We start from the raw sequence: 25059 nt of genomic DNA, 5'->3' as shown, positions 1-25059 counted from the left end.
CCCGCGGGCTCTCCCCCCAGTTCATGAGCAGGACGGATCCGCCCCGACCGCATCCGGCGGTGCGCTCAGGCGAGCACCGCCTGCGACTGGGTGACCTGGGCCACCGGGCGCCCGTCGTCGTCCACCAGCTCGACGACGACGGCGATCGTCCTGCGTCCCACGTGCAGCGGGCGTGCCGTCGCGGTGACGGTGCCGTGGGCGACGCCCCGCAAGAACACCGTGTTCGACGAGGTGGTGGACGTGGCGGCGCCCTCGGGCAGGTTGAGGAACGCCGCGACGGCCCCGGCGCTGTCGGCGAGCGCCATGATGGTGCCGCCGTGCAGCATTCCGCCCGCCGTGCACAGCTCCGGAGCGTGCCGCACCCGGGCCACGACCCGCTCCGGCGCCGCCTCCACCAGCTCCAGGCCCAGGTGCGCGGCAAGCGGCATGAGCCCGCGCCACTGCTCGTCGGACAGCGTGATCATCCTGGGACCCTATCGAGGAAGCCCAGTACCGTGGTGAGTTTTCCGTCGACGTCGCGCATCGCCACGCCGGATCCGACGATCACCGGCTCGGCGGTGCCGGCCCGGAACCCCCACCGGAAGCGCAACTGGTGATGGTGCGCATCGGGGCCCTCGAGCAGGACGAAGCGATGGCCGGGCAGCTGCGCCCGCAGCCGGTCCTGCATGGCGGCGATGGCCGTGTCGACGGCGTCGCGGCCGGCGGCGTCGCACAGCGGGTCGGTGTAGGTTCCGTCGACCGACCACACCCGGTCGACGAGCATGCGCCGGACGCCGGGGTCGGTGGCGTTCCACGCTGCGATGTAGTCCTCGGTGAGCCGGCGCAGCCCGGGCTCGATCGCGTCCGCGGTGTTCTCAGGCGCGTTGGCGGTCATGGTGTCCTCCTGGGTGTCGGAGCCCTGCCGGCGGTTCGGCGGGTGACACTGATCCTGCGGCGCCGGGGTCAGGACGTCGATTACCTCGGAGGTCATGGCAGGGAGGCCGATCCGGGCATAGCGTCGGGGAATGGTGCAGACGACCCCGCGGCCGGTCACGACCCCGCAGCCGGTCCCCGGCCCGGAGCAGGCGCGCGCCGGTACTCGCGCGCGGACGGGCGACGCGACGTCGGCGGGCGGCCTGCTGCGCGGCTGGCGCATGCGCCGCGGGCTGAGCCAGATGGAGCTGGCGCTGCGCGCCGACGTGTCCGCCAGGCACGTCAGCTTCGTTGAGACGGGCCGGTCGCGGCCGACGCCCTCGATGATCGTCACGTTGTGCGAGGGCCTCGATGTCCCGCTGCGGGAACGCAACACGGTGCTGCTCGCAGGCGGCTACGCGCCCGCGTACCCGGAGCGAGGCCTGGCCGACCCGCCCATGGCCGCGGTGTGCGACGCGATCGCACACATCCTCAACGTCCACGCGCCTTATCCGGCGCTGGTGGTGGACCGCGGCTGGGACCTCGTCGACGCCAACGACGCCCTGGCCCCGCTGCTCGCCGGGGTCGCCGACACCACGCTGCTGGAGCCGCCGGTCAACGTCCTGCGGCTGAGCCTGCACCCGGGCGGTCTGGCCCCGCACATCGAGAACCTGGCGGCGTGGCGCGCGCACCTGCTGCACCGTCTGGGCAAGGAGATCGAGGCCTCCGGGGACGCCGCGTTGGCGAGCCTGCACGCGGAGCTGCGCGGATACCCCGGCCCGGGCGATGCCGGCACGGTTGCCGACGGGGGCGGCGGGGCCGGCGAAGGGATCATCGTGCCGCTGCGACTGCGCACCGCCGCCGGGGTGCTGTCGATGCTCAGCGTCACCACGGTGTTCGGGACCCCGTTGGAGGTGACGGTGTCCGAGCTCGCCATCGAATCGTTCTATCCGGCCGATGCGGCGACGGCGCGTGCCTTCACGGGCTGACGCTGCCGCGGCGACGGTGCTGCTAGCGTTCCCGCGTAACCCTCTACTCGGATCGTCCGGCACGTTCCTGCCGGTGAAGGGAACCGCCACCCATGGCCTCAGTGACCTACGCGCGCGCGTCGTGCATCTTCCCGAGCTCGGAGAGCCCGGCCGTCGACTCGCTCGACCTCGAGATCGTCGACGGAGAGCTGCTGGTGCTCGTCGGCCCGTCCGGCTGCGGCAAGTCCACCTCGCTGCGCATGCTGGCGGGGCTCGAGCACGTGAGCGCCGGCAGCATCAGCATCGGCGACCGCGACGTCACCGGCCTGCAGCCCAAGGACCGCGACGTCGCGATGGTGTTCCAGAACTACGCGCTGTACCCGCACATGTCGGTGGCCGAGAACATGGGGTTCGGGCTCAAGCTGGCGAAGACCCCCAAGGCCGAGATCACCCGACGCGTGACCGAGACGGCCGAGTTGCTGGGGCTCACCGAGTTCCTGGGCCGCAAGCCCAAGGCGCTCTCGGGCGGGCAACGGCAGCGCGTGGCGATGGGCCGGGCCATCGTGCGCCAGCCGCAGGTCTTCCTCATGGACGAGCCGCTGTCCAACCTCGACGCCAAGCTGCGCGTGCAGACCCGCGCGCAGATCGCGGACCTGCAGCGCCGCCTCGCCACCACGATGGTCTACGTGACCCACGACCAGGTGGAGGCCATGACGATGGGCGACCGCGTGGCGGTGTTGCGCGACGGCGTCGTGCAGCAGTGCGCCCCGCCCCGCGAGCTCTACAACCGGCCGGTCAACGAGTTCGTGGCCGGCTTCATCGGGTCGCCGGCGATGAACCTGCTGCGCCTGCCCGTCGTCGACGGCGGCCTGCGGCTGGGCGACGCGGTGGTGCCGGTGGAGCGCGAAGTGACGGACCGCTCCGGCGGCGAGCTCGTGCTGGGTATCCGGCCGGAGCACTTCGTCACCGTAGGGGCCGGGGGCGCGGGTGACCGGGTGACAGTGGAACTGAGCGTGGACGTGGTGGAGGAACTGGGCGCGGACGCCTACATGTACGGGCACTTCGACGGCGCCGGCGCGGTCGCAGGGCAGGGTGCCGACCTCCCGGGGACGGGCGCGGTGCCGGGGACCGGCACGGCCGGATCGGCGCACCAGCTGGTGGCCCGGGCGGACTGGCGCACCCCGCCCCGTCGCGGGGACAGGGTGGTCCTGGCCTTCGACCCCGCCGAGACGCACCTGTTCTCCGCTTCGGACGGGGCGCGGGTCGGTTGACGCGCGCAGAGCGGATCGTGACCGTCCGGGGACGACTGCGGGTCGGTTTCACCGCGGCCGGTAAGTCATGTCACAGTAATCGGCGACAGGTGCGTGCAGACGTGACATGCTAGCGCCGACGGAATTCGGTAAGGGGAAAGGCGAACCATGCGTTCTTACATTCCACGCGCGGTCGTGGCGGTGACGGCGGCGGCCACGATCGCGCTCGCCGGCTGCTCGAGCGGCGACAACGGGGGCGGTTCGTCCTCGGCCGGGGAGGAATCCGACGGCGGCAGCGGCAACATCACCTTCGCGATGGGCTCCAACGACGCGGGCAAGGTCAAACCGCTGATCGAGAAGTGGAACCAGGCGCACCCGGACCAGCAGGTGGAGTTCAAGGAGCTGCCGGCGGACGCGGACGGCCAGCACGACAAGCTCGTCCAGTCGCTCCAGGCGGGCAACGACGACTACGACGTCATGGCCCTGGACGTCACGTGGACCGCGGAGTTCGCCGCCAACGGCTGGATCGCGCCGCTGGAGGGCGACCTGGCGCTGGACACCTCCAAGCTCCTGCCCGCCACCGTGGAGAGCGCCACCTACAACGGCACGCTCTACGCGGGCCCGCAGAACACCAACGCCCAGCTGCTCTACTACCGGACCGACCTGGTCGAGCAGGCCCCGGCCACGTGGGACGAGCTCACCGCCAGCTGCGACAAGGCCAAGGCCGCCGGCGTGGACTGCATGGTCACTCAGCTCAAGAACTACGAGGGACTGACGGTCAACGCCACCCAGTTCATCAACTCCTGGGGCGGGTCCGTCGTGGGTCCGGACGGCAAGACGCCCACCGTCGACTCCCCCGAGGCCAAGGCGGGCCTGACGGCGCTGGTCGACGGCTACAAGGGCGACGTCATCGCGAAGCGCTCCAACGGCTTCGACGAGGAGGCCACCAACAACGCCTTCGTGAACGGCGAGGCCATGTACGCCTACAACTGGCCGTACATGTACGACAATGCGGACTCCGACGGCAGCGGCGACAAGCCGAAGTCGGCGGTGCAGGGCAAGTTCGCGGTGGCCCCGATCGTCGGGGAGAACGGCCCGGGCGCGTCGACGCTGGGCGGCTACAACCTGGCCATCAACGTGAACTCCAAGGCCAAGAACACCGCGCTGGACTTCATCCGCTTCATGGAGAGCCCCGACAGCCAGATGTCGTTCGCAGAAAACGCCTTCCCGCCGGTACTCGCGTCCATCTACGACGACCCGGCCCTGGCGGAGAAGTACCCGTACATGCCGGTGCTGAAGACGGCGCTGGAGAACGCCAAGCCGCGTCCCGTCACCCCGTTCTACTCGGCAGTCAGCAAGGGCATCCGGGACAACGTCTACGCGGCGCTGACCGCGGGCAAGTCCATCGATCAGGCCGTCACCGACATCTCGACGGTGATCAAGAACGCCGGCCAGTAACCAGCCTGGATCGCCCCGCGCGGGGTGATCGGCGAGAACGGGGACGACGAAGAAGATGGCTGGATCTGCCGAGGCAGACGACGCCCGGGCCGCGGCCGGAGTCATTGACTCCGGCCGCGGCGCCCGTGCGGACAATGACCGGTCTTCCGGAGGCGGCGGCGCACCCGGCGGGCCCGGCGGCGTGTTCGGGCGGCTGCGGGCGCGCGTCGCACGGTTCGACAGTCGCCTGATCTGGTTCGTCGGCCCCACGGTGCTGGTGCTGGCGGCGATCATCGGATACCCGGTGGTGCGCGCCGCCTACATGTCCTTCCAGCAGGACAAGGGCCTCGACCCGGACACGGGCATGTTCGTCCAGGGCGGCTTCGCCGGGCTGTCCAACTACAAGTTGTGGCTGCTGGGCGACTGCGGCAGCGGCGCGTGGTCGTGCGTCCCCGGCACTCTGGGCCACGACTTCTGGCCGGCGGTCGGCATTACCTTCTTCTTCGCCGTCATCACCGTCTCGGTGGAGACGGCGCTGGGCATCTGGATGGCGACGGTGATGGGCCGCTCGTTCCTGGGCCGTTCGCTGCTGCGCGCGGCGGTGCTCATCCCATGGGCGATCCCCACCGCGGTCACCGCCAAGCTGTGGGCGTTCATCTTCGCGCCCGACGGCATCGCCAACAAGATCATCGGCCACCCGATCGCGTGGACCACCGATCCGTGGGCATCGCGGTTCGCGGTGATCATCGCCGACGTGTGGAAGACGACGCCGTTCATGGCGCTGCTCATCCTGGCCGGGCTGCAGATGATCCCCAACGAGCTCTACGAGGCGGCGCGCGTGGACGGCGCCTCCGCGTGGCAGAGGTTCACGCGGATCACGCTGCCGCTGGTCAAGCCCGCGCTGATGGTGGCCGTGCTCTTCCGCACCATGGACGCGCTGCGCATGTACGACCTGCCGGCCATCCTCACCGGCGACTCGGGTGCCTCACCCACCACGACGATGTCCATCCTCGTCACCGCCGACATGCGTCAAGGCAACTTCAACAGCGCCTCGGCATTGTCGACGCTGGTGTTCATCATCATCTTCATCGTCGCGTTCATCCTGGTGAAGTTCCTGGGGGCGAACGCCGTCAGAACGCAGGACGAGCAACGCAAGGGAGGTGCACTGTGATGGCGGGACGGCACCGCGCGCCCGACGAGGACACCGGCGCGGACGGCGCGCAGGGGCCCGGCGGGGGCCCGGCGGGCGCGGGCATGTCCGGCGGCGGGGTGCGGGTCGCCGAGCGCCCGGAGGAGTCCCCTGCCGCGCCGGCGACGCATCGTCGCCCCTGGTGGCCGGTCGTGCGCACCTACCTGGGCGTCGCGGTGATTCTGGTGTGGGGGCTCGCGCCGTTCTACTGGATGGTCATCGTCGCCTTCCGCGAGCAGTCGCACACCTATGACACGACGCCGTGGCCCACCCACCTGACGCTGCAGAACTTCGGCGACGCGCTCGACACGTCCAGCGGCAACAACTTCCTGGGCGCGATCGTCAACAGCCTCATCATCGGCGGCGTCACCACCGCCGTCGCGCTGCTCATCGGCATCTTCACCGCCTACGCTCTGGCCCGCATGGAGTTCCGCGGAAAGTTCCTGCTCACCGGCGTCATCCTGGGTGCGGCGATGTTCCCGCCGGTGGCGCTGGTGACTCCGCTGTTCCAGCTGTTCGGCGACATCGGCTGGATCGGCGAGTATCAGGCGCTGATCATCCCGAACATCTCGTTCGTGCTGCCCCTGACCATCTACACGCTCACCTCGTTCCTGTCGGACCTGCCGTGGGAACTCGAGGAGGCGGCGCGCGTGGACGGTGCCACCCGGCTGCAGGCGTTCCGCATGGTGTTGCTGCCGTTGGCCGCGCCCGCCCTGTTCACCACGGCGATCCTGGCGTTCATCTTCACCTGGAACGAGTACATGCTGGCCAGCCAGCTCTCGAACGAGGCGACACGGCCGGTGACGGTGGCCATCGCACTGTTCCATGGGCCGAACTCGTTCACCATCCCCTATGCGGCGATCATGGCGGCAGGCACCCTGGTGACGATCCCGCTGGTGATCATGGTGCTCCTCTTCCAGCGGCGGATCGTCTCCGGACTGACCGCGGGCGGGGTGAAGTCGTGACGGACGGCGCGTGGACGCCGGCGGCGCGCGGGGTACCGCGGTGACCGGTGCGGACCGTCGGCCCACCGAAGTCGAGCGGGCGCGCCGGCGGCGCGGCCAGCGGCTCGAGGCGGTGCTGGGCTTCCTCGGATTCTTCCTGGTGGTCACCGTGGTCGCGGCGGTCCGGGCGATCGTCATCGGCGAGCCGAGCATGTTGGCATCGCTGATCCTGCTGGTGCTGCTGGCGCTGACGGGGTGGGCGGTCCGCGAGCGCCTGCGGATCTGACGGCCCGCTGCGGTCACCGTCCGTGTACGCGCACCGTCACCGGACCGGACCCCGCGGCACGGACGGTGAGGTGGCGGGCCCCGGGGGTCGAGGTGACGGACCCGCCGTCCACCTCGGCCACGTACCCGTCCGGGTAGTGCAGGGATGAGACGTAGATCAGCGTCTCGCCGGCGGGCCCCGGCTCCTGGGCCCGTGCACCGGGCTCGTAGGTGTAGCGGAATGCGCCGGACTCGATGTCGAAGTCCATGCTCAGCGGCATGCCCGCCGTCGCCTGCGGATAGGTGCGCACCAGGTGCCGGCCGACGGAGGCCTGCCCCGGAGGCCCGGGCGCGGCGAACGGGTCGGGTTCGGTGTAGTCGGCCCCGCGCGTGGAGCTGTAGTGCCAGTAGAACCAGCCCGCGAATCGCTCGTCGGCGTTGCGCAGGGTGTTGCCCAGCACCGCGGGGTCGCCGTCGCCGAACTCGGTGACCACGGTGGGCAGCCGCGTGCGCGCGGCGAACGCGTCGATATTCGCCCACGTGTGGTCCTGCTGCACCGGGCACAGGCCCGTCAGATCCGCCGAGCCGCCCGAGTCGCTGAGGTAGATCGACGTCTGGCTGGGGATGCAGTAGTCGTGCGGGGCGAAGACGATGCCGGCGTCGGTGATCGGCCGCGCGGCGCCCAGCTTCGACGGCATCAGCTGGTTCCAGGTGACATTCGGTTCCCAGTAGACCGGAATGTCCGGGTTCTGCGCGCGCACGTCCGCCGTCAGCGATTCCAGCGCGCTCTGGTAGCGGCTGTCGAACCCGGGGCAGCCCACGGGGAAGCAGGTGGGTGCGGCTGTGCCCGGCCACGGCTCGTTGAACAGTTCGATGCCCATGGCGCCGTTGTGCCCGCGCACCGCCCCGGCGAGCGCGCCCAGCGCCTCGCCGAGCCGGTCGAGCACCCCGTGGTCGTTGTTCCACACCTCGTCCCAGCCGGCGTTCATGCTCGGCATGAGGTAGTACAGCGGGAAGCCCGGGTTCGGCTCGCCGGGCAGCGGCCGCGCCGTGATGGACCACGGCGGGAAGCCGTTGCCGCCCCACACCGGGGACAGGCCGTCCTGGTGGTTGTCGAGCAGGGTGCGGATCCCGTGCGCGGCGAGCATGTCGACCATGCCCACGACGCGGCCGATGTACGCGTGGTCGATGCGGCCGCGCTCCGGCATGAGCCCGGCGAACGAGACGCCCAGACGCACGGCGTTGAAGCCGTAGCCGGCGAGGAGCTCGGCATCGCGGGGGGTGATCGTGAACCCGTCGCCGGACACCACGAGTTCGCGTGCCCGGCTTTCACCGTCCCCGCCCTTGTCGACGTTGTTCACCCCGTGCACGAGGACAGTGCGACCGTACTCGTCGACGATGCGGGTCCCGTCGGTGTGCAACGGGCCGGTGGGCGGACTGATCGACTGTGCAGGTTCCGCCGCCGCGGCGGTCGCCGGCGCGATGAGTGCGGCACCGAAACCGAGGGCGACCGCGGCCCACAGCGTGGTGAGTGCGCGCACCGTGCGGCGCGCCCGTGATGCACCGCCGCGGGGTGCACGGGCCGTCGATGATCGGTGGACGCCCATGCTGCTCCCCTGGTGTGCGCGCTACTGCCCCGGTCCGGAACGCCGGCAGGGGCGCCCCGTGAACATGGACATTAGTCCAGAATGGCGCGCATCACAGTGCTCTCCGCCGAGGTTGTGAGATGTCACAGTCAGCGTGGCCGCACTGCGCCCACCGTGCGCTTCTCGATCCAGGAGAGCCACAGCGTCCGCTCGGCGATCAGCCATGCATCGCCTGTTCTCCGGTAGGCGTCCTCGTACGTCAAGTGCCAGGCGTGGTCCACCAGTCGCCCGTCGGGGCCGGAGACGTGGTGGGCGATACACGCGGCGCGGCCCCACGCCTGGCTGGGGGGCCCCGCGGAGAACACCGTGCCCACCACCGCGTGCTGCGTCGCGCGCAGACCCTCGAGGCGGGCGAAGTTCCGGACGATGGCGTCGCGTCCGCCGATCTCGTCGATCGGCGCCATCTCCTTCGGCGGCCGGGGCTGGCGCAGGACCGCGTCGGCGGTGAACAGCGCCCCGAGCCCGGCGAGATCACGGTCGTCGACCAGGGCCGCGTACCGGTGGACCAGGTCGGTCAGTGCGATCCTGTCGGCGAGGGCCAACCCGCCGCCCGGGAACGGCTCCGTCATCGTGCAGCCCCCGCCGCCGGAACCGCGGTCGCCGTCGGCGCTGCGAGTCCCAGACGTTCGGCGCAGGCGGACAGCTCGTCGCGCTGCTGCTGCAGGTCGGCGGCGCCGCTGCCGGCGAGCACGATGCGCGACGCGCCGGCCGCCTCGAGCTTCGCGGCCCGTGCCGGATCGATCTTCGTCACCGCGTGCCCCAGGGTGAGCTCGATGGCGTCCGGGTCGCGGCCCGCGTCCTCGGCGGCCCGGCGCATCTCCGCCAGAGACTGCTGCAGCGCGTCGCCGTGCAGGCCCAGCGGCTGGAACCCGTCGCCGCGCCGTCCCGCGCGGCGCGCCGCGGGCTTCGAGTGGCCGCCGATGTGGATCGGGACGCCGTCCGGCCGCACCGGCTTGGGATAGGACATCGCCCCGCTGAACCGGAAGAACTCGCCGTCATGCGACGCGCCCTCGGGGGCGGTCTCCGCCCACAGCGCGCGGAGCACGTCGATGGATTCGTCGGTGCGGCGCCCGCGCGTGCCGAAGTCGGTGCCGCACGCCTCGATCTCCTCGCGCATCCAGCCCACCCCGGCGCACACGCGCAGGCGGCCGCCGGAGAGCCGGTCGATGGTGGCCAGCCGCTTGGCCAGCGGCACGGGGTGGTGGTTGGGCAGGATGAGCACCCCGGTGGCCAGGCCCAGGGTCTTCGTGCACCCGGCCAGGTAGGCGAGCAGGTCGAGGGGGTCGGGGATCGGGCAATCGTCGGCCAGCTCCATGCGGCCGGAGGCGTCGTAGGGGTACTCGCTGGAGTACCGCGACACCACGACTGCGTGCTCGACGGCGACGATCGACTCGAAACCGCAGGCCTCGGCGTGCCGGGCGTAGGCGGCGATCCAGTCGGGGTCGGCGGCGCGCCCGGTTTCGGTGGGCACCATCACGGCATAACGCATGTCATGCACGCTAACGCCGTGCGGCGTGCCGTGCGCACTGCTTCTCCCGGACGTCGGAACGCTTCCGCGCCGGAGCCTCGTCGCCGGACCGGCCCCGTGCCGGACTACCGCGCGGCGAGGATCTTCAGGGCGAAGACGATCGAATCGCCTGCCTTGATCGCGCCGTCGGGGGTGCCCTGCGGGTAGCCGTCGGCGGGCGGGATCGCCACCGCCACCGACGAGCCGACGGTCTGCCCCACGAGCGCCTGGCGGAAACCGGGGACCACGCCGGAGGCGGGGAACGCGGCGGGCGTGCCGCGCTGGTAGGCGCTGTCGAACACGGACCCGTCGCGCCCGTCGACGCCCACGTAACAGACCAGCACGGTGGACTGGGCGGTCACCTGCGGTCCGTCGCCCGTCTCGAGTGTCTTCACCTGGGTCCGGTCGACGGTGAACGGCGTGTCGACGGTGATGCCGGGCGCGGTGGTGTCGGTCTGGCCCGTCACCGAGATCGCGCCGGTGACGCCGTCGAGCTGCCACTCGGCCGGGGCGTCCGCCGGGGCGGGGGCGGACGGGCAGGTGGGTGCGCTCGACTCCTGTGCGCCGGCCTGCGCGGTGGCGGACGGGGTCGTCGTCGCCTCCGCGGCGGTGTCGGACGACGAGGAGCAGCCCGCGAGGATCAGCGCGCACGCGGCGGCGGGGACGAGGAGGAGCGGCTTCGGGGTCTTCACGAACGCCCACTGTAGTGATGGCGGGACGGCGTCCGCCCGCCGCACCGCGCCGGCCGTGCGCCGCGGGCGGGCGGCGCACGGCCGGGGGACGGCGTGCGGGTGGTGGCGGGCCGGTCAGCCCGCGGCGGGGACGGCGACCGGATCGGCCCCCGCCGCGGCCGGTTCGCCGTAGGCGGCGAACCGGGTGAACCGGCGCGGAATGCCGAGCGCCATCACCAGGGCGAGGAGCCCCGCCGCGGCGGCCACGAAGAAGGCGGCGACGTAGCCGCCCTCGGTGTAGAGCACCGCGCCGCCCGTCAGCTGGGGGTCGATCGGCGCCATGAACGAGTCGTTCATGATGGTGTACGCGATCACGGGGGTGATCGACGCGACGAGGCTCTGCGACACGCCGGTCATGCTCGCGGTGGACGCCTGCAGCTCGGGCGGGGCCGCCTTGATCACCAGGTTGGGGATGGCGGCGTAGCCGAGGCCGGTGCCCAGGCCGAAGACGGCGCCCCACAGCAGCAGCAGGCCCTTGTCGTCGTTGGCCAGCGCCGTGAGCGTGCCGCCGACGATGAGGAGCACGGAGCCGTTGAGCAGCAGCGTGCGCGCCGCGATCCCGCGACCGCACAGCAGTCCCACCACGATGCCGCCCACCATGGTCAGTGCGCCGATGGGCACCTGGAAGATCGCGAAACCCTCGGCGTCCACGCCGAAACCGTAGCCGAGGCCCATCTCCGACGGCGTCATCGCCAAGCTCGGCAGGATCGTGGAGTAGACGCTGGTCGCGCCGTAGACCGCGCCGGCGGCGGCCACAGTGAACAGCACCGGGCGCAGCCGCAGGATGTCGAGCCGCATCAAGGGTTCGCGGATCATGCGCGACGAGGCCAGCCAGGCGCCCAGCAGCACCAGGCCGCCGAACAGGTACAGCAGGGTGGATCCGGCTCCCCAGCCCCACGTGGGCCCGAAGCTGACGGCGATGAGCACGCCGGCGATCCCGGCGCCGAGCAGGATCGCGCCGATGACGTCGACGCGCGATCGCAGCCGGACGGTCGTTTCGGGCGTGCTCACCAGAATGAGGACGCCGAGGACCACGAGCGTGACGGTGAAGAACCAGAAGATGCTGCGCCAGCCGAAGTCGTCGATCAGCCACCCGGTGAGGAATGGTGCGGCGATGCTGATGAGTCCCATCCCGGCGGTGGCGATGCTCACCGCGAGCGGGACGGTCGTCGACGGGAACACGTCACGGATCAGCGAGTAGCTCAGGAACAGGCACGGGACGAGCATGCCGGCGAGCGCGCGGCCGGCGATCATGAGCGCATAGCTGCCGGCGAGGGCCGACAGGAGAGAGCCGACGGCTGCGATGACAAGGCAGGCGATGAGCAGCCGGCGTTTGCCGTAGATGTCGGCGAGCTTGCCGACGAGCGGGGCGGCGACCGCGCCGAGCAGCAGGAACGCGGTGATGAGCCAGGCGGCCTGTGTGGTCTGGTAGTGCGTGGCGATGTCGGGCAGTGCCATCGCGATCATCAAGTAGCTGACGCTGAGCAGTTCGAGCACGAGCACGATGGAGAACAGCGAGAACGCGAGCCGGGGCGACCAGCCGTTCTTCTCAGTCGGCCCGGCCGCGGCGGCCGAGGTGGTCGGGATCATGATTTCCTTCCCGCCCCGGCCGGGTGTCGGACGGGTGCGTGTGCGGTCAAGTCATTGCGGACGTGACACAGCACACACTCGACGTCCGGGGCGGAAAAGGGTTCTGTTCCGCGAGACGGGAAGTCCCCGGTCCGTGTCCGCTGGGCGGCAGCGCGCGGGCGAACCGATAGTGTGCGTCGACGCAGGTGAGCGTCTGTTACGCGTGATCCCGGGGCGTGCGGGTGGTGGACGCGCGACCACCCGCTCATCGGGAGACGGGTGTCCGGGAACGCACGAGCGCCGCCGACCGGGCCCCGCTGCGGTGTCGGGTTGCGAATCCGCAGCGGTTTCCTGGTCGGCGGCGCTGGTGGTGCGGGGTGAGGCTAGCCCTCCGCCCCGGTAGATGCCGTGGGCGTCAGCCCTCCGCCCCGATAGATGCCGTGGGCGTCAGCCCTCCGCCCCGATGATGAACGCCTCGAGCTCCTCGCGGGCGTGGGTGTCCTCCATCTGGACCGGCGGGGACTTCATCAGGTACGCCGACGCCGGGAGGATGGGGCCGGCCAGGCCGCGGTCCTTGGCGATCTTGGCCGCGCGCACGGCGTCGATGATGATGCCGGCGGAGTTCGGGGAGTCCCACACCTCGAGCTTGTATTCGAGGTTCAGGGGGACATCGCCGAAGGCGCGGCCTTCGAGGCGCACGTAGGCCCACTTGCGGTCGTCGAGCCAGCCCACGTAGTCGGACGGGCCGATGTGGACGTTCTCGTCGTCGACCTTGCCGGCCAGCGAGCCGCTGAGGTTGCTGGTGACGGCCTGGGTCTTGGAGACCTTCTTGGACTCGAGGCGCTCGCGTTCGAGCATGTTCTTGAAGTCCATGTTGCCGCCGACGTTGAGCTGCATGGTGCGGTCGAGCGCCACGCCGCGGTCCTCGAACAGGCGGGCCATCACGCGGTGGGTGATGGTGGCGCCCACCTGGCTCTTGATGTCGTCGCCGACGATGGGGACGCCGGCGTCGACGAACTTCTGGGCCCACTCCGGGTCGGAGGCGATGAAGACGGGCAGCGCGTTGACGAATGCCACGCCGGCGTCGATGGCGCACTGGGCGTAGAACTTGTCGGCCTCGTCGGATCCGACGGGCAGGTAGGAGACGAGGACGTCCACCTGGGCGTCCTTGAGCGCCTGGACGACGTCGACCGGCTGGGCGTCGGCCTCCTCGACGGTCTCCTTGTAGTACTTGCCGAGGCCGTCGAGCGTGGGGCCGCGCTGCACGATCACGTCGGTGGGCGGCACGTCGGCGATCTTGATGGTGCAGTTCTCGGAGTTGTTGATGGCCTCCGACAGGTCGAAGCCGACCTTCTTGGCGTCCACGTCGAAGGCGGCGACGAACTGGACGTCGCGCACGTGGTACTTGCCGAACTGCACGTGCATCAGGCCCGGGACGGTGGAATCCGCGGGCGTGTCCTTGTAGTAGTGCACGCCCTGGACCAGGGATGACGCACAGTTGCCCACCCCCACGATGGCTACGCGCACTGCGGTGCTGTTATCACCCATGGTCGGGTTCTCCTTCTTTCTTTGCGGCCGCCGCGTTGATCGTCGGCGGTTCGGTTGAGTCGGTCCGGCTCGCTCCGGACTCGGCGGCGATGACCTCGTTGAGCCAGCGGACCTCGCGTTCGCTGGATTCGAGGCTCAGCTCATGGAGCTGACGGGTGTAGCGGTTGATGTGGCCGGAGGCGCGGCCCACGGCGTCGCGCAGGCCCTCGCGGCGCTCCTCCACCTGACGACGCCGGCCTTCGAGGATGCGCATGCGCGCTTCGGCGGGGGTGCGGCTGAAGAACGCGAGATGCACCCCGAAGCCGTCGTCGGTGTAGTTCTGCGGGCCGGTGTCGGCCACCAACTCCGCGAAGCGCTCCTTGCCCGCGGGGGTGAGGCGGTAGACCTTGCGGGCCCGCCGCCGTACCACGCCGTCCGCCCCCTCCTCCTCGGCGATGAGGCCGTGGGCCTGCATGCGCTTGAGGGTGGGATAGAGCGAGCCGTATGAGAACGCCCGGAAGGCGCCGAGCAGGCCTGTCAGTCGCTTGCGCAGCTCGTAGCCGTGCATGGGTGATTCGTGCAGGAGGCCGAGGATCGCCAGCTCGAGCACGCTTCACCGCCTTTCGGGCGAGTCGGGTCCGATCGGGCGGCACGTCGGTGTGCCGGATCGGTCGGTGCGTCATTTGTATCGCGCCGATATATGTAGGGACTATAGACGACATTCACACTGTGCCGACATGTCGACACGTTGTGATTCTCACCACCTCTCGCCGGGGCGGACGTGCACGTACCCTGAACGGGTGCACACGCAACGGCAGGTGGTGGACTACGCGCTGCGGAGAAGATCCGTGCTCGCGGCGGTGTCAGGCGGGCGCACCGGGCTGGACGAGGTCTGCGACGCCGGTCCGTACCTGCTGCAGGCCGCGCAGTTCCACGGCCGGCGCAGCGACGTGGTCTGCCCGGTCTGCCGCAAGGAGCCGTTGTCGCTCGTGTCGTGGGTCTTCGGCGAGCGGCTGGGCCAGGCGTCCGGCTCCGCCCGTACACTCGACGAGTTGGAGCGGCTGGCCGGGGCGCACGAGGAGTTCACGGTGCATGAGGTCGAGGTTTGCCGCACGTGCAGGTGGAATCACCTGGTGCGGTCCTACGTCCTGGGCCGGGTCCCGGAGCCCCGCGGCACACGGCGGCGGCGCAGCGCAGGCTCGTGAGCCGTACTATCGTGCGCGCGGACTCCGCGCCCAGGCGTGCCGCCGTGCCGTAACGGTGCCGCGCCCCACCGCGACCTCCCGCATGACGGAGACCGCATGTCCGCGGCAGGCCCGCCGCTGCCGCGGGCCGGAGGCACCGGCCCGCGTTCCGCGGCCGCAAGTGAACAATCACCCGAGTACCCGCCGCGGGCCCGCAACGATCTGGAGACGCATTGGTCTACATGCCACCGGGGTCATCCGAGCCCCACGACGACACGCCCGACGGCCGTGACCCGCGCGACCCCGCGCCCACCGGCGGGCGCAAGGCGCTGCGGATCTTCGGGAAGACGGTCAAGTACGGGCTGATCGTGCTGCTGGTGCTCATCGTCGGCGGGGCTGCCGCCGGGGGCGTGTACTACTGGCAGGCCGACATACCCCAGCCGGGTTCCATCCGGGCCCCGCAGACGGCCACCATCGTGGCCGACGACGGGACCACCGTGCTCGCGGAGATGGGCGCCAACCGCAAGGACGTCGACCTCGACCAGGTTCCACCGCACGTGCGCAACGCCGTGATCGCCGCCGAGGACCGCAACTTCTACTCCAACCCCGGCTTCTCCGTGTCCGGGTATCTGCGCGCGGCCCGCGACAACGTGCTGGGCCGGGACAACGCCGGCGGCGGCTCCACCATCACCCAGCAGTACGTGAAGAATGCGCTGGTCGGTTCGGAGCGCACGGTGTGGCGCAAGATGAAGGAGTTGGTCATCTCCGCCAAGATGACCCGCAACTGGTCCAAGGACCAGATCCTCGAGGCGTACCTGAACACGATCTACTTCGGCCGCGGCGCGTACGGCATCGAGGCGGCGTCGGAGGCGTACTTCGGGGTGCCCGTCGAGCAGCTCGACGTCGCGCAGGGCGCGGTGCTGGCAGAGGTCATCCGCAGCCCTTCGGCGCTGGATCCGGCCGTCAACCCGGACATGGCGCACGCGCGCTGGAACTACGTGCTCGACGGGATGGTGGAGATCGGTGCGCTCGATCCCGCCCAGCGTGCGTCCCTCACCTTCCCCACGGTGCTGGAGCAGGGCGCGAGCCAGGAACAGGAGAACCGGCTCGAGGGGCCCAACGGCCTGATCAAGACGCAGGTGATCCAGGAGCTCAAGGACGCCGGGATCAGCGAGCAGGAGATCAACACCGGCGGCCTCAAGATCACCACCACCATCGACCCGCAGGTGCAGAAATCCGTGGTGGACGCGGCCACCTCCAACTTGGAAGGCGAGCCGGACACCCTGCGGACGGCCGTGGTGTCGGTGGACCCGCGCACGGGCGCCGTCCGCGGGTACTACGGCGGACCCAGCGGCACCGGGTACGACTTCGCGAACGCCCCGCTGCAGACCGGCTCCACCTTCAAGGTGTTCGGGCTGGCGGCGCTGCTCGACGAGGGGCGCTCGCTGGCGACCACCTTCGACAGCTCCCCGTTGACGGTCAACGGCATCGACATCGGCAACGTCGGCGGCGAGTCCTGCGGCACCTGCACCATCGCGCAGGCGCTGAAGATGTCGCTCAACACCAGCTTCTACCGCATGGAACTGTCGCTGGATCACGGCGCCGAGTCGGTGGCGGACATGGCGCACAAGGCCGGCATCCCCAAGCAGATCCCGGGTGTGGAGGGCACGAGCCTGCAGAACGACGACGGCAACGTCTCGAACGGCATCATCCTGGGCGAGTACCTGTCGCGGCCGATCGACATGGCCTCGGCGTACGGCACGTTCGCCGCGTCGGGCATCCACCACGACCCGTTCTTCGTCTCCAAGGTCGTCACGTCCGACGGCAACGTGCTGCTGGACCGCGAACCGGGCGACGGCGAGCGCGCCATGTCCGCCGCCGTGGCGGACAATGTGACCGCGGCGATGGAGCCGATCGCCGCGTACTCGCGCGGGCACAGCCTCGCCGGAGGGCGCGACTCCGCGGCCAAGACGGGCACCACGCAGCTGGGCGACACCGGCGCCAACAAGGACGCCTGGATGATCGGGTTCACCCCGTCGTTGAGCACGGCGGTGTGGGTCGGCGACATCACCAGCGGCAAGCCGCTCACCAACTATGCGGGCAACACGATCTACGGCTCGGGCCTGCCCTCGGACATCTGGAAGGACGCGATGGACGGGGCGCTCAAGGGCACCGACTTCGAGACCTTCCCCACGCCTGCGTCGATCAGCGGCGTCGCCGGGGTGCCGAAGTGGACCCACGAGTCGCCCACCACGACCACCGGCTCGGCGCCGACGACGACGGAGGGCCCGGCGCCGACGACGTCGCCCGGCGAAGGCAGGCTCCCGGACCTGCAGCTGCCGGAGATCTCGCAGACGGAGATCATGGGCGTCCCGGTGCCGGTGATCGTCCCGCCGAGCCGCGGCGACAACCAGCAGGGACCGGGCGGAGGTACCGGCAATGACGGTGGGACCGGCGACGGCGGTGCCAGCGGCGACGGTAACGGTGGCAACGGCAACGGCAACGGCAACGGCAACGGCAACGGTGGCGGCGCAGGCGCCGGTGACGGCGGCACCGGAGGCGACGGTGTGTCCGGCCCGACGGACGGCGCCGACGGGCAGACCGGAGCCGCGGCCGGCGGTCGCGGCGGCACGGACTACGGCTACGCAGTGCAACCGGCGGGCGTCGGTGGTGCGTGACCCGCACAGGCGCGTCTGATCCCCCGGGGGAGTCTGCGACTCCCCCGGGGGATCCTGCGTCGCCGGCCGACGGTCCGCCGCAGGCCGCGGGCGGCGCGCCCCCTCCGCCCGGAGTGTCCGTCCGCGACCTCCCGTCGCGGACGGACACGCTGACCGCAGGGCTCTCCACCCTGGTCGGCGGTCCGGTGGGCGCGCATGCGGACATCGGGCGGCAGCGCTTCTTCACGCCGCTGCGGGTGCTCCTGGCACTGTCGGTGGCGGTCCTGGCGCTGTCGTGGCTGGGCAAGGCCCCGTGCATCCAGCAGTACCCGGGCGGGCCCGACGGCGCCCAGACCCTCGACTGGCGGGGCAGCCGCCAGTACGTGGCCATGTGCTACTCCGACACGATTCCGCTCTACGGCATCGAGAAGCTCGCGCAGGGCGAGTTCCCATACAAGTCGTCGTGGACCGACGGCTCCGTGGGACCCGACGGACAGCCGGTGATCCGGCACATGGAGTATCCGGTGCTCTCCGGGCTCTACCAGTACGCGTCTATGCGCATAGCCAAGGCGTGGCATGCGGGTGCCGAGGCAGGCATGCTGCCGGGTGCGCTCGAGGTGGTCATCTACTTCAACGTGGTCGCCGCGGGGCTCGCCCTGGCGTGGCTGATCACCGTGTGGGCCAGCGCGTCGTTGACGGGCCGCCGGCGCCCGTGGGACGCGGCGCTCATCGCGCTGAGCCCGCTCGTGCTGGTGCACGCCTTCACCAACTTCGACGCGCTGGCCACCGCGTTCGCCATGGGGGGGCTGCTGGCGTGGGCAAGGCGCAGGCCGGTGCTCGCGGGTGTGCTGCTGGGCCTCGGCGCGGCGGCCAAGATGTATCCGGCGCTGCTGCTGGGGCCGCTGCTGGTGTTGTGCTTCCGGTCCGGGCGGATGCGCGCGTGGTGGAAGGCGGCCGCCGGCGCCGCCGTCGCCTGGGCGGCGGTCAACCTGCCCATCGCGGTGCTCTACCCCGACGGCTGGGCGGAGTTCTTCCAGCTCAACCGGTCGCGCCCCATGGACCCCGATTCGATCTACAACGTCATCGCCTCGTTCACCGGGTGGACCGGATTCGACGGCCCGCTCGCGCCGGGGGAGACGCCGTCGACGCTCAATATGGTGACGATGGGGTTGTTCGCCGCCGCGTGCGTGGGTATAGCCGCGATCGGACTCACCGCGCGCCGCCGCCCCCGTGTCGCGCAGCTGTGCTTCCTGGTGGTGGCGGCGTTCCTGCTCACCAACAAGGTGTGGAGCCCGCAGTACTCGCTGTGGCTGGTGCCGCTCGCGGTGCTCGCGTTGCCGCACCGCAGGATCCTGCTCGCATGGATGACCGTCGACGCCCTGGTGTGGGTGCCGCGGATGATGTTCTACCTGGGTGTGTCCAACAAGGGCCTGCCGGAGCAGTGGTTCACGGCCACAGTCCTGGTGCGGGATATCGCGGTGGTGGGGCTGTGCGCGCTGGTGATCCGGCAGATCTACCGGCCCGGCGAGGACCTGGTGCGGGCGGGGCCCCTGGACCGGGCAGGGCGGGCATGCGGTGCTCCGCCGGTCGACGACCCGGCGGGCGGCGTGCTCGACGGGGCGCCGGATGCGCCGCGCAGAACGTTGATCCGCGGGGCCGTGGCGCGGTCGGGCGCGCCGCCGCGTCCGCGCAGGAGGCCGGTGGCACGCCTCGCGCGTCGGTGACGACGCCGGATCGGTGGCATATCCTGCGCTGGTGACTTCAGGACGATGGACATCGATCTCCCGCATCGCCGTCGCCGTGTCCGCCGCCGGCCTGGTGCTGGCCGGCTGCGGCAGCAGCGACGGTTCTTCCGACGCGGCCGCCGCCACGACCGCCACCGGCGCCGCCGGTGCGTCGGCCGACGACCCCGACCGCCGCCCACGACGGCGGCAGGGCTGTGCGACTTCACCGCGTCGCCGCAGGCCGCTGCGCGCAACGTGCACCCGCCGGAGGACTCGAACCCGCCGACCACCGGCACTGTGCCCGTGACCCTGGCCACGTCGGTCGGAACCATCGGGCTCACGCTCGACCGCGCGCAGGCGCCGTGCACGGTCGAGAGCATGGTGTCGCTGGCCCAGCAGGACTACTTCGACGACACCCCGTGCCACCGGCTCACCGACCAGGGCATCTACGTGCTGCAGTGCGGTGATCCGACGGGCACCGGCCGCGGCGGACCCGGCTACACCATTCCCGACGAGTTCCCGCAGAACCTCGCGCCGGCCGAGGGCATGGGCCCCGGCACCGTCGTCTACCCGCGCGGATCCATCGCGATGGCGAACACCGGCCGGGCGCACTCCGGCGGCAGCCAGTTCTTCCTGGTGTACAAGGACTCGCCGCTGCCGCCCGAGTACACCGTGTTCGGCACCATCGACGAGGCCGGGCTGGAAGTTCTCGACAAGGTCGCCGCCGCCGGCACCAAGCCGGGCCCGGGCGGCATGACGGCCCCCACCATGGAGGTCCAGATCACCGACGCGACCGTCGGCTGAGCGACCAGCGCGCGTCGCACCCGCCGCGAGCGGACCGATCCCCGACGTGGGGACGTGTTGCCCGCGGCGGGTTTCTTTATCACCGATTCCACCCGGCCCCTCGCATTGACACGCGGTATCTGGTTCACTTGTGCACGTTGAGGCTGATGTGGTTGCTGAGGCTCCTATGATTGTTGCAGCACATGTGATGCGTGATGCTGTCGTGATCGACGCTCCTGCGGCCGCTGACGCCGATGCTCACCGAGAGGACTCGAACGGCCGCGGGGCCAGGGCGCAGCGCCGACGCCGCGGTGGCGGGTCCGGACGCCCCTGAGGGAGGAGGACGACGCGTCGCCCGCGCGCGCGTCAACCGACGATGAAACGATCTGCTTTCGCTTCGCTTCTGCTGGCGGGCGTCACCGCGGCGGCCTTCGTCGTGCCGGCCACGAGTGCGGCCGCCGACGACGTGTCCGCCGACGCCTTGGCCGGCAAAACCGTGTTCCTCGACCCGGGCCACCAGCAATCGGCGGCGGGCCACGACATGTCCAAGCAGGTCGACGACGGGTACGGCGGCACCAAGAACTGCCAGACGTCCGGCATGACCGCGCTGGGAGGCACCCCCGAGTACGAGATCACCTACAACGTGGCGGAGATCGTCAAGGGCGCCCTGCAGCAGCTGGGTGCGGATGTGGTCATGAGCCGCGGTGCCACCGGCTGGGGCGGCTGCATCACCGACCGCGCGGACAAGGCCAACGAGTCGGGCGCGGATGTGGCCGTGAGCATCCACGCCGATTCCACCTCGGTGGGGACGGACACCGCGAACCACGGATTCCACATGATCATCCCGAAGCTCGACGGGATCACGGACGCCGAGGCGGAGAAGGCGCAGGCCGGCGGCGGGCGCGCGGCGTCGAAAATCATGCGCGACGTGTACAAGGACAGCGGGTTCACGCCGTCGAACTACCTGGGCCAGGACGGGCTGAACGAGCGCGGTGACGTCGCCGGCCCCGCGCTCACCGAGGTGCCGTTGGTGTTCGTGGAGATGGGCAACGGTTCGAATCCCGGTGACGCGAAGGTCCTCGAGAGCGCCGACGGGCAGGCGAAGCACGCCAAGGCCATCGCCGTCGGCATCGCGACCTACCTGGCCGGCGGTGGCGCGGCGGGTGCGGCCGCGGAGGACGCGGTGGCGGAGGAGTCGGGGGGCGGATCCCCCGATTCCGGGGGCGGTGCCACCGGCGGCGCGGCGGCCGGTGACAGTGGCGCCGGTGCGGGCGGCGGCCTGCTCGACGGCGTTCTGGACCGCGTCGACGATGTCATGGACCTGTTCGAGCAGCTGATCTCCGTCAATGGCATCGACTCGCTGCTGGCCCTCATCAACGACGGCAACATCGCGAAGGTCGAGGGGATCCTGGGTACGGCGACGGACCTGGCGGGGCCGTTGCTGGCCGAGGCGGGGACCGCCTGACCGGCGGCGCCGCACGGACGGCGACCTGACGCCCGCGACGGGGGCAGCGCATCGGTGCGGCCCCCGTCGCGGGCGTCAGAGTTCGTCGAGCGTGACCAGGCCGTCCTGCACCGCTCGCGCGACGAGCGCCGCCTTGGAGTTGGCCGTGCGCCCCACCAGCTCGTACTTCACCCGGATGCGGGACAAGTACGTGGAGACGGTGCCGGGGGCCAGGCCGAGCTTCTCCGACACCGCGGCCTTGGACTCCGACTGGAACCAGGACAGCAGCACCTCCACCTCGCGCGCCGACAGGCTGGGCTTGGGCAGCGCCGGGTCGGGACGTCCAGCCTGGCCCGGTGCACCCGCGGCGGATGGGCTCGGGCGGGGGCCGCCCGCCTTGTGGTCTCGGGGGTCGTGTGAGCGCGGACCCTGATCGGGCGGTCTCTGCGTCTGCGGACTGCGCGGGGCCTGCGGGCGGGCGCCTCCCTGGCCGCGGTGGCCGGTGGGGCGGGGTATGCCGCGGCCGGGTTGGGGCCGGGGGCGCGGCCGCGCGCCGCTGGGGAGGTCGGGACGCCCCGTCGGGTCGGATCGCATGGGAGGGACGCGACGACCCGACCCGGCGGTGCTCGCGGAATCGGAATGCGCCTCGTGGTCGGTCCGGTCGTCGTTCGAGGGCGTGTCGTGTGCCAACGCTCCTCAACTCCCTTCGTGGACGGGACGGCCGTGTCCCGCCGGTCGCACCGCGAACATGCATCCCGTGGCCGGTGCGATGCCGTCCCCTGCCGTACTGCCGACTGCGCGCGGTGCGGCAGCCGCCGGGCGCTGTGGCCGTCGTCCGTCGGACGTCCGGCGCTGCGGGCGGACGGATCACAGAGGCAGGGGTTACGGACGCATTGTTCTGCGGACCTGCACCTCCCCGGGCGAACCCGTTCGCGGAGGTGATTCTGTGCCGAATAATTGCTGTCGTGATCGAGGTTAGTGACGGGCCCCGACAACTTTTCTGCGATGCGGCCGCGCTTGTCCGGTCGCAATCAAACCGTTGTTCACAGTGCGCCGGAAAGGTATGGCCGGAGCATTGACGAAGTGCGGATCGAAAGTCCTTCTGCCTGCCGTTATGCGAATGACATCAATGCAATTCATAATGTGCATCACTGTGGCGTCCGCGCCGCAGGTCACGACTCGGTTACAGCTCTTCGAGGGTGAGGATCCCGTCCTGGAGTGCGCGTGCCACGAGCGAGGCCTTGGTGCCGGCATTGCGGCCGACCGCCTCGTACTTGCCGCGGATGCGGTGCAGGTGCGACTTGATGGTGCCGGGCGCCACGTGCAGCTTGCCGCTGACCTCGGTCTTGGAATCGGAGAGCAGCCAGCAGCGCAGCACCTCGATCTCGCGGTGCGAGAGGGTGGGCCGCACGTAGGCGCGCGATTGTGCGGGGGGTGCGTCGGGCCGGAGGATCGTGGCCGGTCCCCGTCCGGTGGCGGCGGTCCCGCCCCCCCGCGCCCGCGGGGCGTCGGGTTCGGTGCCGTCGGACGGCGTGTGCCGGCCGCGTTCCGGTGTGCGCACTAGATCCTCCCCAGGGTGCTCTCGCCGGCGGGCATCCATGCCACGCCGCACGGCGGACCGGGTTCGGTTCCGGACCGCCGTCGCCGGTCACTGATGGTGTGATCGGTCACTGAGCTGAATTCGTTTCACAACCGGTCGTCCGGTGCCGGAGTGAATGGCGGGACGCCGGATGCACGCGGGGATGCCGACTCCCGCGATAAGAGAATCTGGAACGTGCGTTCTATGAAACGGTTGTTCTATTGTCTGGTGCTTCGGGGAACCGTGTGCGGCGCGCCGGGAAGCGGAACGATCGCGACGTGCCTGCGCGTGCCGGGGCCGACCGCAGGAACACGGCGAAGAGGACGGCGAGGATCGCGACCTGCCCCCACACGCCGAACCACACCGCGTACTCCCATCGGCGCGCGGCATCCGGATCGGTGCCCAGCGCCGCGTAGTAGCGGAACAGGCCGATGCCGAGCGCCGTGTTGGCCGTCAGATACCCGGCGACCAGCGGCCACGGCACGCGCAGCAGCACGAAGAACGGGAGCAGCCACAGCACGTATTGCGGCGAGTGCACCTTGTGCAGCAGCAGGAACCCGCACAGCATCGCCGCCGAGACCTGCAGCCAGGGATACGTGCCCGTGCGGCGGGCGATCCGTACGCCGATCCACAGCGCCAGTGCGAACGACGCGACGACCAGCACGGGCGAGGCGACGGAGACGACGGCGTTGTAGGTGCCCTCGTCTCCGATGAGCGGACGCAGGCCCCAGTACCAGAGGGAGTTCGTGGTGATGTCCGCCGTGCGCTTGCTTTGGAAGGCGAACGACGCCAGCCAGCCGCGGAAGCCGAGGACGGCGAACGGCAGGTTGATCGCGACGGCGACCGCGGCGGCCACGCCGACGGTGGCGAGCGCGCCGCGCACGTCGAGCGCACCGGATCGCCATGGCCGGTCCGGCGTCCCTGCGACGTGCTCGCCGGGCTCGGGGCCGTCGGGTGCGGGGCCGTCGGGTGCGGGGCCGGCGTGCCGCGCGACGGGGCCCCACAGGACGGCCAGCGCGACGGGCAGCACGAACAGCCCCGGGTAGAGCTTGAGGCAGGCGCCCACCGCGAGCAGCGCCGCGGCGATCATCCCCCGGGTCCGCAGCGTGCCGGGGCCCCGCAGCATGACGAAGGCGGCGGCGACCGTGGTGGCGACCGCGGGCAGATCCCAGTTGTGGAAGGCGAACAGCACCAGCGCCGGACTCAGCGACCACCACAGGGCCCGCCACCCGGCGATCCGGCCGAGCAGCCACGCGGTGAGCAACCCGAACGGCGCCATGATGATGGCGCTGTGGAGCAGGAACGCGGCGTCGGTGTGCGAGCCGATACCGCCCAGCCACATGAGCAGCCCGCTGAGCACCGGATACTCGACGGTGCCGCCGAACAGGCTCCCCGACGCGGTGATGCCGCCGTGCAGGAAGGGGAAGACGTGGTTGTCGATGTCGCGGCCGATCCACAGGTACTGGATGTCCGAGTAGCACACGTCGACGTTCTTGAGCGCCTCGAACTTGAGGCTGCGTCCCAGGTTCGAGAACGGCGGCCCTGCGCAGCGCGCCTTGTTGACGTACCCCAGCACCAGGGTGACCAGGGAGGCGAGGACGACGACGGTGGTCGTCCGGGCGGGCAGGCGCATGGGGGCCAGCGTAGGGAAGAACGCGCGGGCGCGACGGTGCGCGCCCGGTGAATCGGGCGCGCGGACGGCCCCGCGTCGATACGCTGCGGACCAGGACGACAGCGTGCGGCGCGGCAGCGTCTGATCGCGGCT

At 70.9% G+C, this 25059-nt stretch carries 23 protein-coding genes; 11 read left to right on the top strand and 12 right to left on the bottom strand.

Annotated features, from left to right (window positions below; translation table 11 throughout):
- Positions 1–65: 65 nt before the first annotated feature.
- Together H4F70_RS19940 and H4F70_RS19935 are read right to left on the bottom strand one after the other, a co-directional pair.
- Positions 66–464, bottom strand: coding sequence for a PaaI family thioesterase (locus H4F70_RS19940; protein WP_182358499.1), 399 nt, complete (start codon positions 462–464; stop codon positions 66–68).
- Positions 461–874: a nuclear transport factor 2 family protein gene (locus H4F70_RS19935; RefSeq protein WP_235681244.1), complete on the bottom strand. Its 414-nt coding sequence runs from the start codon at positions 872–874 to the stop codon at positions 461–463. Before H4F70_RS19935 ends, H4F70_RS19940 begins: the two co-directional genes overlap by 4 nt.
- Positions 875–1004: 130 nt before the next feature.
- On the opposite strand from H4F70_RS19935, the gene H4F70_RS19930 reads away from it, so the two are divergent.
- The 6 genes from H4F70_RS19930 to H4F70_RS19905 all read left to right on the top strand — a co-directional run bounded on the left by H4F70_RS19930 (position 1005) and on the right by H4F70_RS19905 (position 6965).
- Positions 1005–1880 carry a helix-turn-helix domain-containing protein gene (locus tag H4F70_RS19930; protein WP_182358498.1) on the top strand — a complete coding sequence of 292 codons (876 nt, stop codon included), beginning with the start codon at positions 1005–1007 and terminating at the stop codon, positions 1878–1880.
- A gap of 92 nt (positions 1881–1972) precedes the next feature.
- Positions 1973–3130: an ABC transporter ATP-binding protein gene (locus H4F70_RS19925; protein WP_182358497.1), complete on the top strand. Its 1158-nt coding sequence runs from the start codon at positions 1973–1975 to the stop codon at positions 3128–3130.
- A 147-nt stretch (positions 3131–3277) separates the two neighbouring features.
- Positions 3278–4567 carry an ABC transporter substrate-binding protein gene (locus tag H4F70_RS19920; RefSeq protein WP_182358496.1) on the top strand — a complete coding sequence of 430 codons (1290 nt, stop codon included), beginning with the start codon at positions 3278–3280 and terminating at the stop codon, positions 4565–4567.
- A 55-nt stretch (positions 4568–4622) separates the two neighbouring features.
- On the top strand, positions 4623–5717 hold the full coding sequence (locus H4F70_RS19915) for a carbohydrate ABC transporter permease (protein WP_182348376.1): 1095 nt from the start codon (positions 4623–4625) through the stop codon (positions 5715–5717).
- 83 nt (positions 5718–5800) lie between these two features.
- On the top strand, positions 5801–6700 hold the full coding sequence (locus H4F70_RS19910) for a carbohydrate ABC transporter permease (RefSeq protein ID WP_182360562.1): 900 nt from the start codon (positions 5801–5803) through the stop codon (positions 6698–6700).
- 10 nt (positions 6701–6710) lie between these two features.
- Positions 6711–6965 carry a hypothetical protein gene (locus tag H4F70_RS19905; RefSeq protein ID WP_235681242.1) on the top strand — a complete coding sequence of 85 codons (255 nt, stop codon included), beginning with the start codon at positions 6711–6713 and terminating at the stop codon, positions 6963–6965.
- A gap of 13 nt (positions 6966–6978) precedes the next feature.
- Here the strand turns inward: H4F70_RS19905 and H4F70_RS19900 are convergent, their stop codons facing one another.
- The 7 genes from H4F70_RS19900 to H4F70_RS19870 form a co-directional block, all read right to left on the bottom strand.
- Positions 6979–8484 carry an endoglycoceramidase I gene (locus H4F70_RS19900; RefSeq protein ID WP_235681241.1) on the bottom strand — a complete coding sequence of 502 codons (1506 nt, stop codon included), beginning with the start codon at positions 8482–8484 and terminating at the stop codon, positions 6979–6981.
- Positions 8485–8678: 194 nt separating this feature from the next.
- On the bottom strand, positions 8679–9158 hold the full coding sequence (locus tag H4F70_RS19895; protein WP_182358494.1) for a nuclear transport factor 2 family protein: 480 nt from the start codon (positions 9156–9158) through the stop codon (positions 8679–8681).
- Positions 9155–10078 (bottom strand): LLM class F420-dependent oxidoreductase, encoded by a 924-nt coding sequence (locus tag H4F70_RS19890; RefSeq protein WP_182358493.1) that lies wholly within the window; start codon positions 10076–10078, stop codon positions 9155–9157. The genes H4F70_RS19895 and H4F70_RS19890 overlap by 4 nt, the downstream gene beginning before the upstream one ends.
- 104 nt (positions 10079–10182) lie before the next feature.
- On the bottom strand, positions 10183–10788 hold the full coding sequence (locus H4F70_RS19885) for an FKBP-type peptidyl-prolyl cis-trans isomerase (protein WP_182358492.1): 606 nt from the start codon (positions 10786–10788) through the stop codon (positions 10183–10185).
- Between the two features lie 114 nt (positions 10789–10902).
- A complete protein-coding gene (locus tag H4F70_RS19880) occupies positions 10903–12417 on the bottom strand; it encodes an MFS transporter (protein WP_182358491.1) in 1515 nt (504 codons plus the stop codon).
- 426 nt (positions 12418–12843) lie between these two features.
- Complete coding sequence (locus tag H4F70_RS19875; RefSeq protein ID WP_182358490.1) at positions 12844–13944, bottom strand: inositol-3-phosphate synthase; 1101 nt, start codon at positions 13942–13944, stop codon at positions 12844–12846.
- Positions 13937–14533, bottom strand: coding sequence for a PadR family transcriptional regulator (locus H4F70_RS19870; RefSeq protein ID WP_182348383.1), 597 nt, complete (start codon positions 14531–14533; stop codon positions 13937–13939). The genes H4F70_RS19875 and H4F70_RS19870 overlap by 8 nt, the downstream gene beginning before the upstream one ends.
- A gap of 190 nt (positions 14534–14723) precedes the next feature.
- Between H4F70_RS19870 and H4F70_RS19865 the strand changes: the two genes are divergently transcribed.
- The 5 genes from H4F70_RS19865 (at position 14724) to H4F70_RS19845 (ending at position 21736) form a co-directional block, all read left to right on the top strand.
- Positions 14724–15128 (top strand): DUF5318 family protein, encoded by a 405-nt coding sequence (locus H4F70_RS19865; RefSeq protein ID WP_235681240.1) that lies wholly within the window; start codon positions 14724–14726, stop codon positions 15126–15128.
- A gap of 221 nt (positions 15129–15349) precedes the next feature.
- The gene (locus H4F70_RS19860; protein ID WP_182358489.1) at positions 15350–17785 is read left to right on the top strand and encodes a transglycosylase domain-containing protein; all 2436 of its coding nucleotides are present in this window, start codon (positions 15350–15352) and stop codon (positions 17783–17785) included.
- A 113-nt stretch (positions 17786–17898) separates the two neighbouring features.
- Positions 17899–19488 carry a glycosyltransferase family 87 protein gene (locus H4F70_RS19855; RefSeq protein WP_220471742.1) on the top strand — a complete coding sequence of 530 codons (1590 nt, stop codon included), beginning with the start codon at positions 17899–17901 and terminating at the stop codon, positions 19486–19488.
- Between the two features lie 303 nt (positions 19489–19791).
- Positions 19792–20292, top strand: a complete 501-nt coding sequence (locus H4F70_RS19850) for a peptidylprolyl isomerase (protein ID WP_235681239.1) — start codon at positions 19792–19794, stop codon at positions 20290–20292.
- 355 nt (positions 20293–20647) lie between these two features.
- The gene (locus H4F70_RS19845; RefSeq protein WP_220471741.1) at positions 20648–21736 is read left to right on the top strand and encodes an N-acetylmuramoyl-L-alanine amidase family protein; all 1089 of its coding nucleotides are present in this window, start codon (positions 20648–20650) and stop codon (positions 21734–21736) included.
- A gap of 75 nt (positions 21737–21811) precedes the next feature.
- Here the strand turns inward: H4F70_RS19845 and H4F70_RS20900 are convergent, their stop codons facing one another.
- From H4F70_RS20900 to H4F70_RS19830, 3 genes are all read right to left on the bottom strand, one after another.
- Entirely contained in the window at positions 21812–22309 is a 498-nt protein-coding gene (locus H4F70_RS20900) for a helix-turn-helix transcriptional regulator (RefSeq protein WP_182358486.1), read from the bottom strand.
- A 589-nt stretch (positions 22310–22898) separates the two neighbouring features.
- Positions 22899–23276: a response regulator transcription factor gene (locus tag H4F70_RS19835; RefSeq protein WP_235681237.1), complete on the bottom strand. Its 378-nt coding sequence runs from the start codon at positions 23274–23276 to the stop codon at positions 22899–22901.
- A gap of 220 nt (positions 23277–23496) precedes the next feature.
- Complete coding sequence (locus H4F70_RS19830; RefSeq protein WP_182358484.1) at positions 23497–24927, bottom strand: hypothetical protein; 1431 nt, start codon at positions 24925–24927, stop codon at positions 23497–23499.
- Positions 24928–25059: the final 132 nt, after the last annotated feature.

The organism is Tomitella gaofuii (assembly GCF_014126825.1).
GTDB classification, from domain to species: domain Bacteria; phylum Actinomycetota; class Actinomycetes; order Mycobacteriales; family Mycobacteriaceae; genus Tomitella; species Tomitella gaofuii.
This window is presented reverse-complemented; position numbering and strand designations above follow the sequence as displayed.

Bases quoted from the DNA above. Each gene is read 5' to 3' on its own strand.
- H4F70_RS19940 (WP_182358499.1), bottom strand. From the start codon at position 464: ATGATCACGCTGTCCGACGAGCAGTGGCGCGGGCTCATGCCGCTTGCC.
- H4F70_RS19935 (WP_235681244.1), bottom strand. From the start codon at position 874: ATGACCGCCAACGCGCCTGAGAACACCGCGGACGCGATCGAGCCCGGG.
- H4F70_RS19930 (WP_182358498.1), top strand. From the start codon at position 1,005: ATGGTGCAGACGACCCCGCGGCCGGTCACGACCCCGCAGCCGGTCCCC.
- H4F70_RS19925 (WP_182358497.1), top strand. From the start codon at position 1,973: ATGGCCTCAGTGACCTACGCGCGCGCGTCGTGCATCTTCCCGAGCTCG.
- H4F70_RS19920 (WP_182358496.1), top strand. From the start codon at position 3,278: ATGCGTTCTTACATTCCACGCGCGGTCGTGGCGGTGACGGCGGCGGCC.
- H4F70_RS19915 (WP_182348376.1), top strand. From the start codon at position 4,623: ATGGCTGGATCTGCCGAGGCAGACGACGCCCGGGCCGCGGCCGGAGTC.
- H4F70_RS19910 (WP_182360562.1), top strand. From the start codon at position 5,801: ATGTCCGGCGGCGGGGTGCGGGTCGCCGAGCGCCCGGAGGAGTCCCCT.
- H4F70_RS19895 (WP_182358494.1), bottom strand. From the start codon at position 9,158: ATGACGGAGCCGTTCCCGGGCGGCGGGTTGGCCCTCGCCGACAGGATC.
- H4F70_RS19890 (WP_182358493.1), bottom strand. From the start codon at position 10,078: ATGCGTTATGCCGTGATGGTGCCCACCGAAACCGGGCGCGCCGCCGAC.
- H4F70_RS19880 (WP_182358491.1), bottom strand. From the start codon at position 12,417: ATGATCCCGACCACCTCGGCCGCCGCGGCCGGGCCGACTGAGAAGAAC.
- H4F70_RS19875 (WP_182358490.1), bottom strand. From the start codon at position 13,944: ATGGGTGATAACAGCACCGCAGTGCGCGTAGCCATCGTGGGGGTGGGC.
- H4F70_RS19860 (WP_182358489.1), top strand. From the start codon at position 15,350: ATGCCACCGGGGTCATCCGAGCCCCACGACGACACGCCCGACGGCCGT.
- H4F70_RS19845 (WP_220471741.1), top strand. From the start codon at position 20,648: ATGAAACGATCTGCTTTCGCTTCGCTTCTGCTGGCGGGCGTCACCGCG.
- H4F70_RS20900 (WP_182358486.1), bottom strand. From the start codon at position 22,309: ATGCGATCCGACCCGACGGGGCGTCCCGACCTCCCCAGCGGCGCGCGG.
- H4F70_RS19830 (WP_182358484.1), bottom strand. From the start codon at position 24,927: ATGCGCCTGCCCGCCCGGACGACCACCGTCGTCGTCCTCGCCTCCCTG.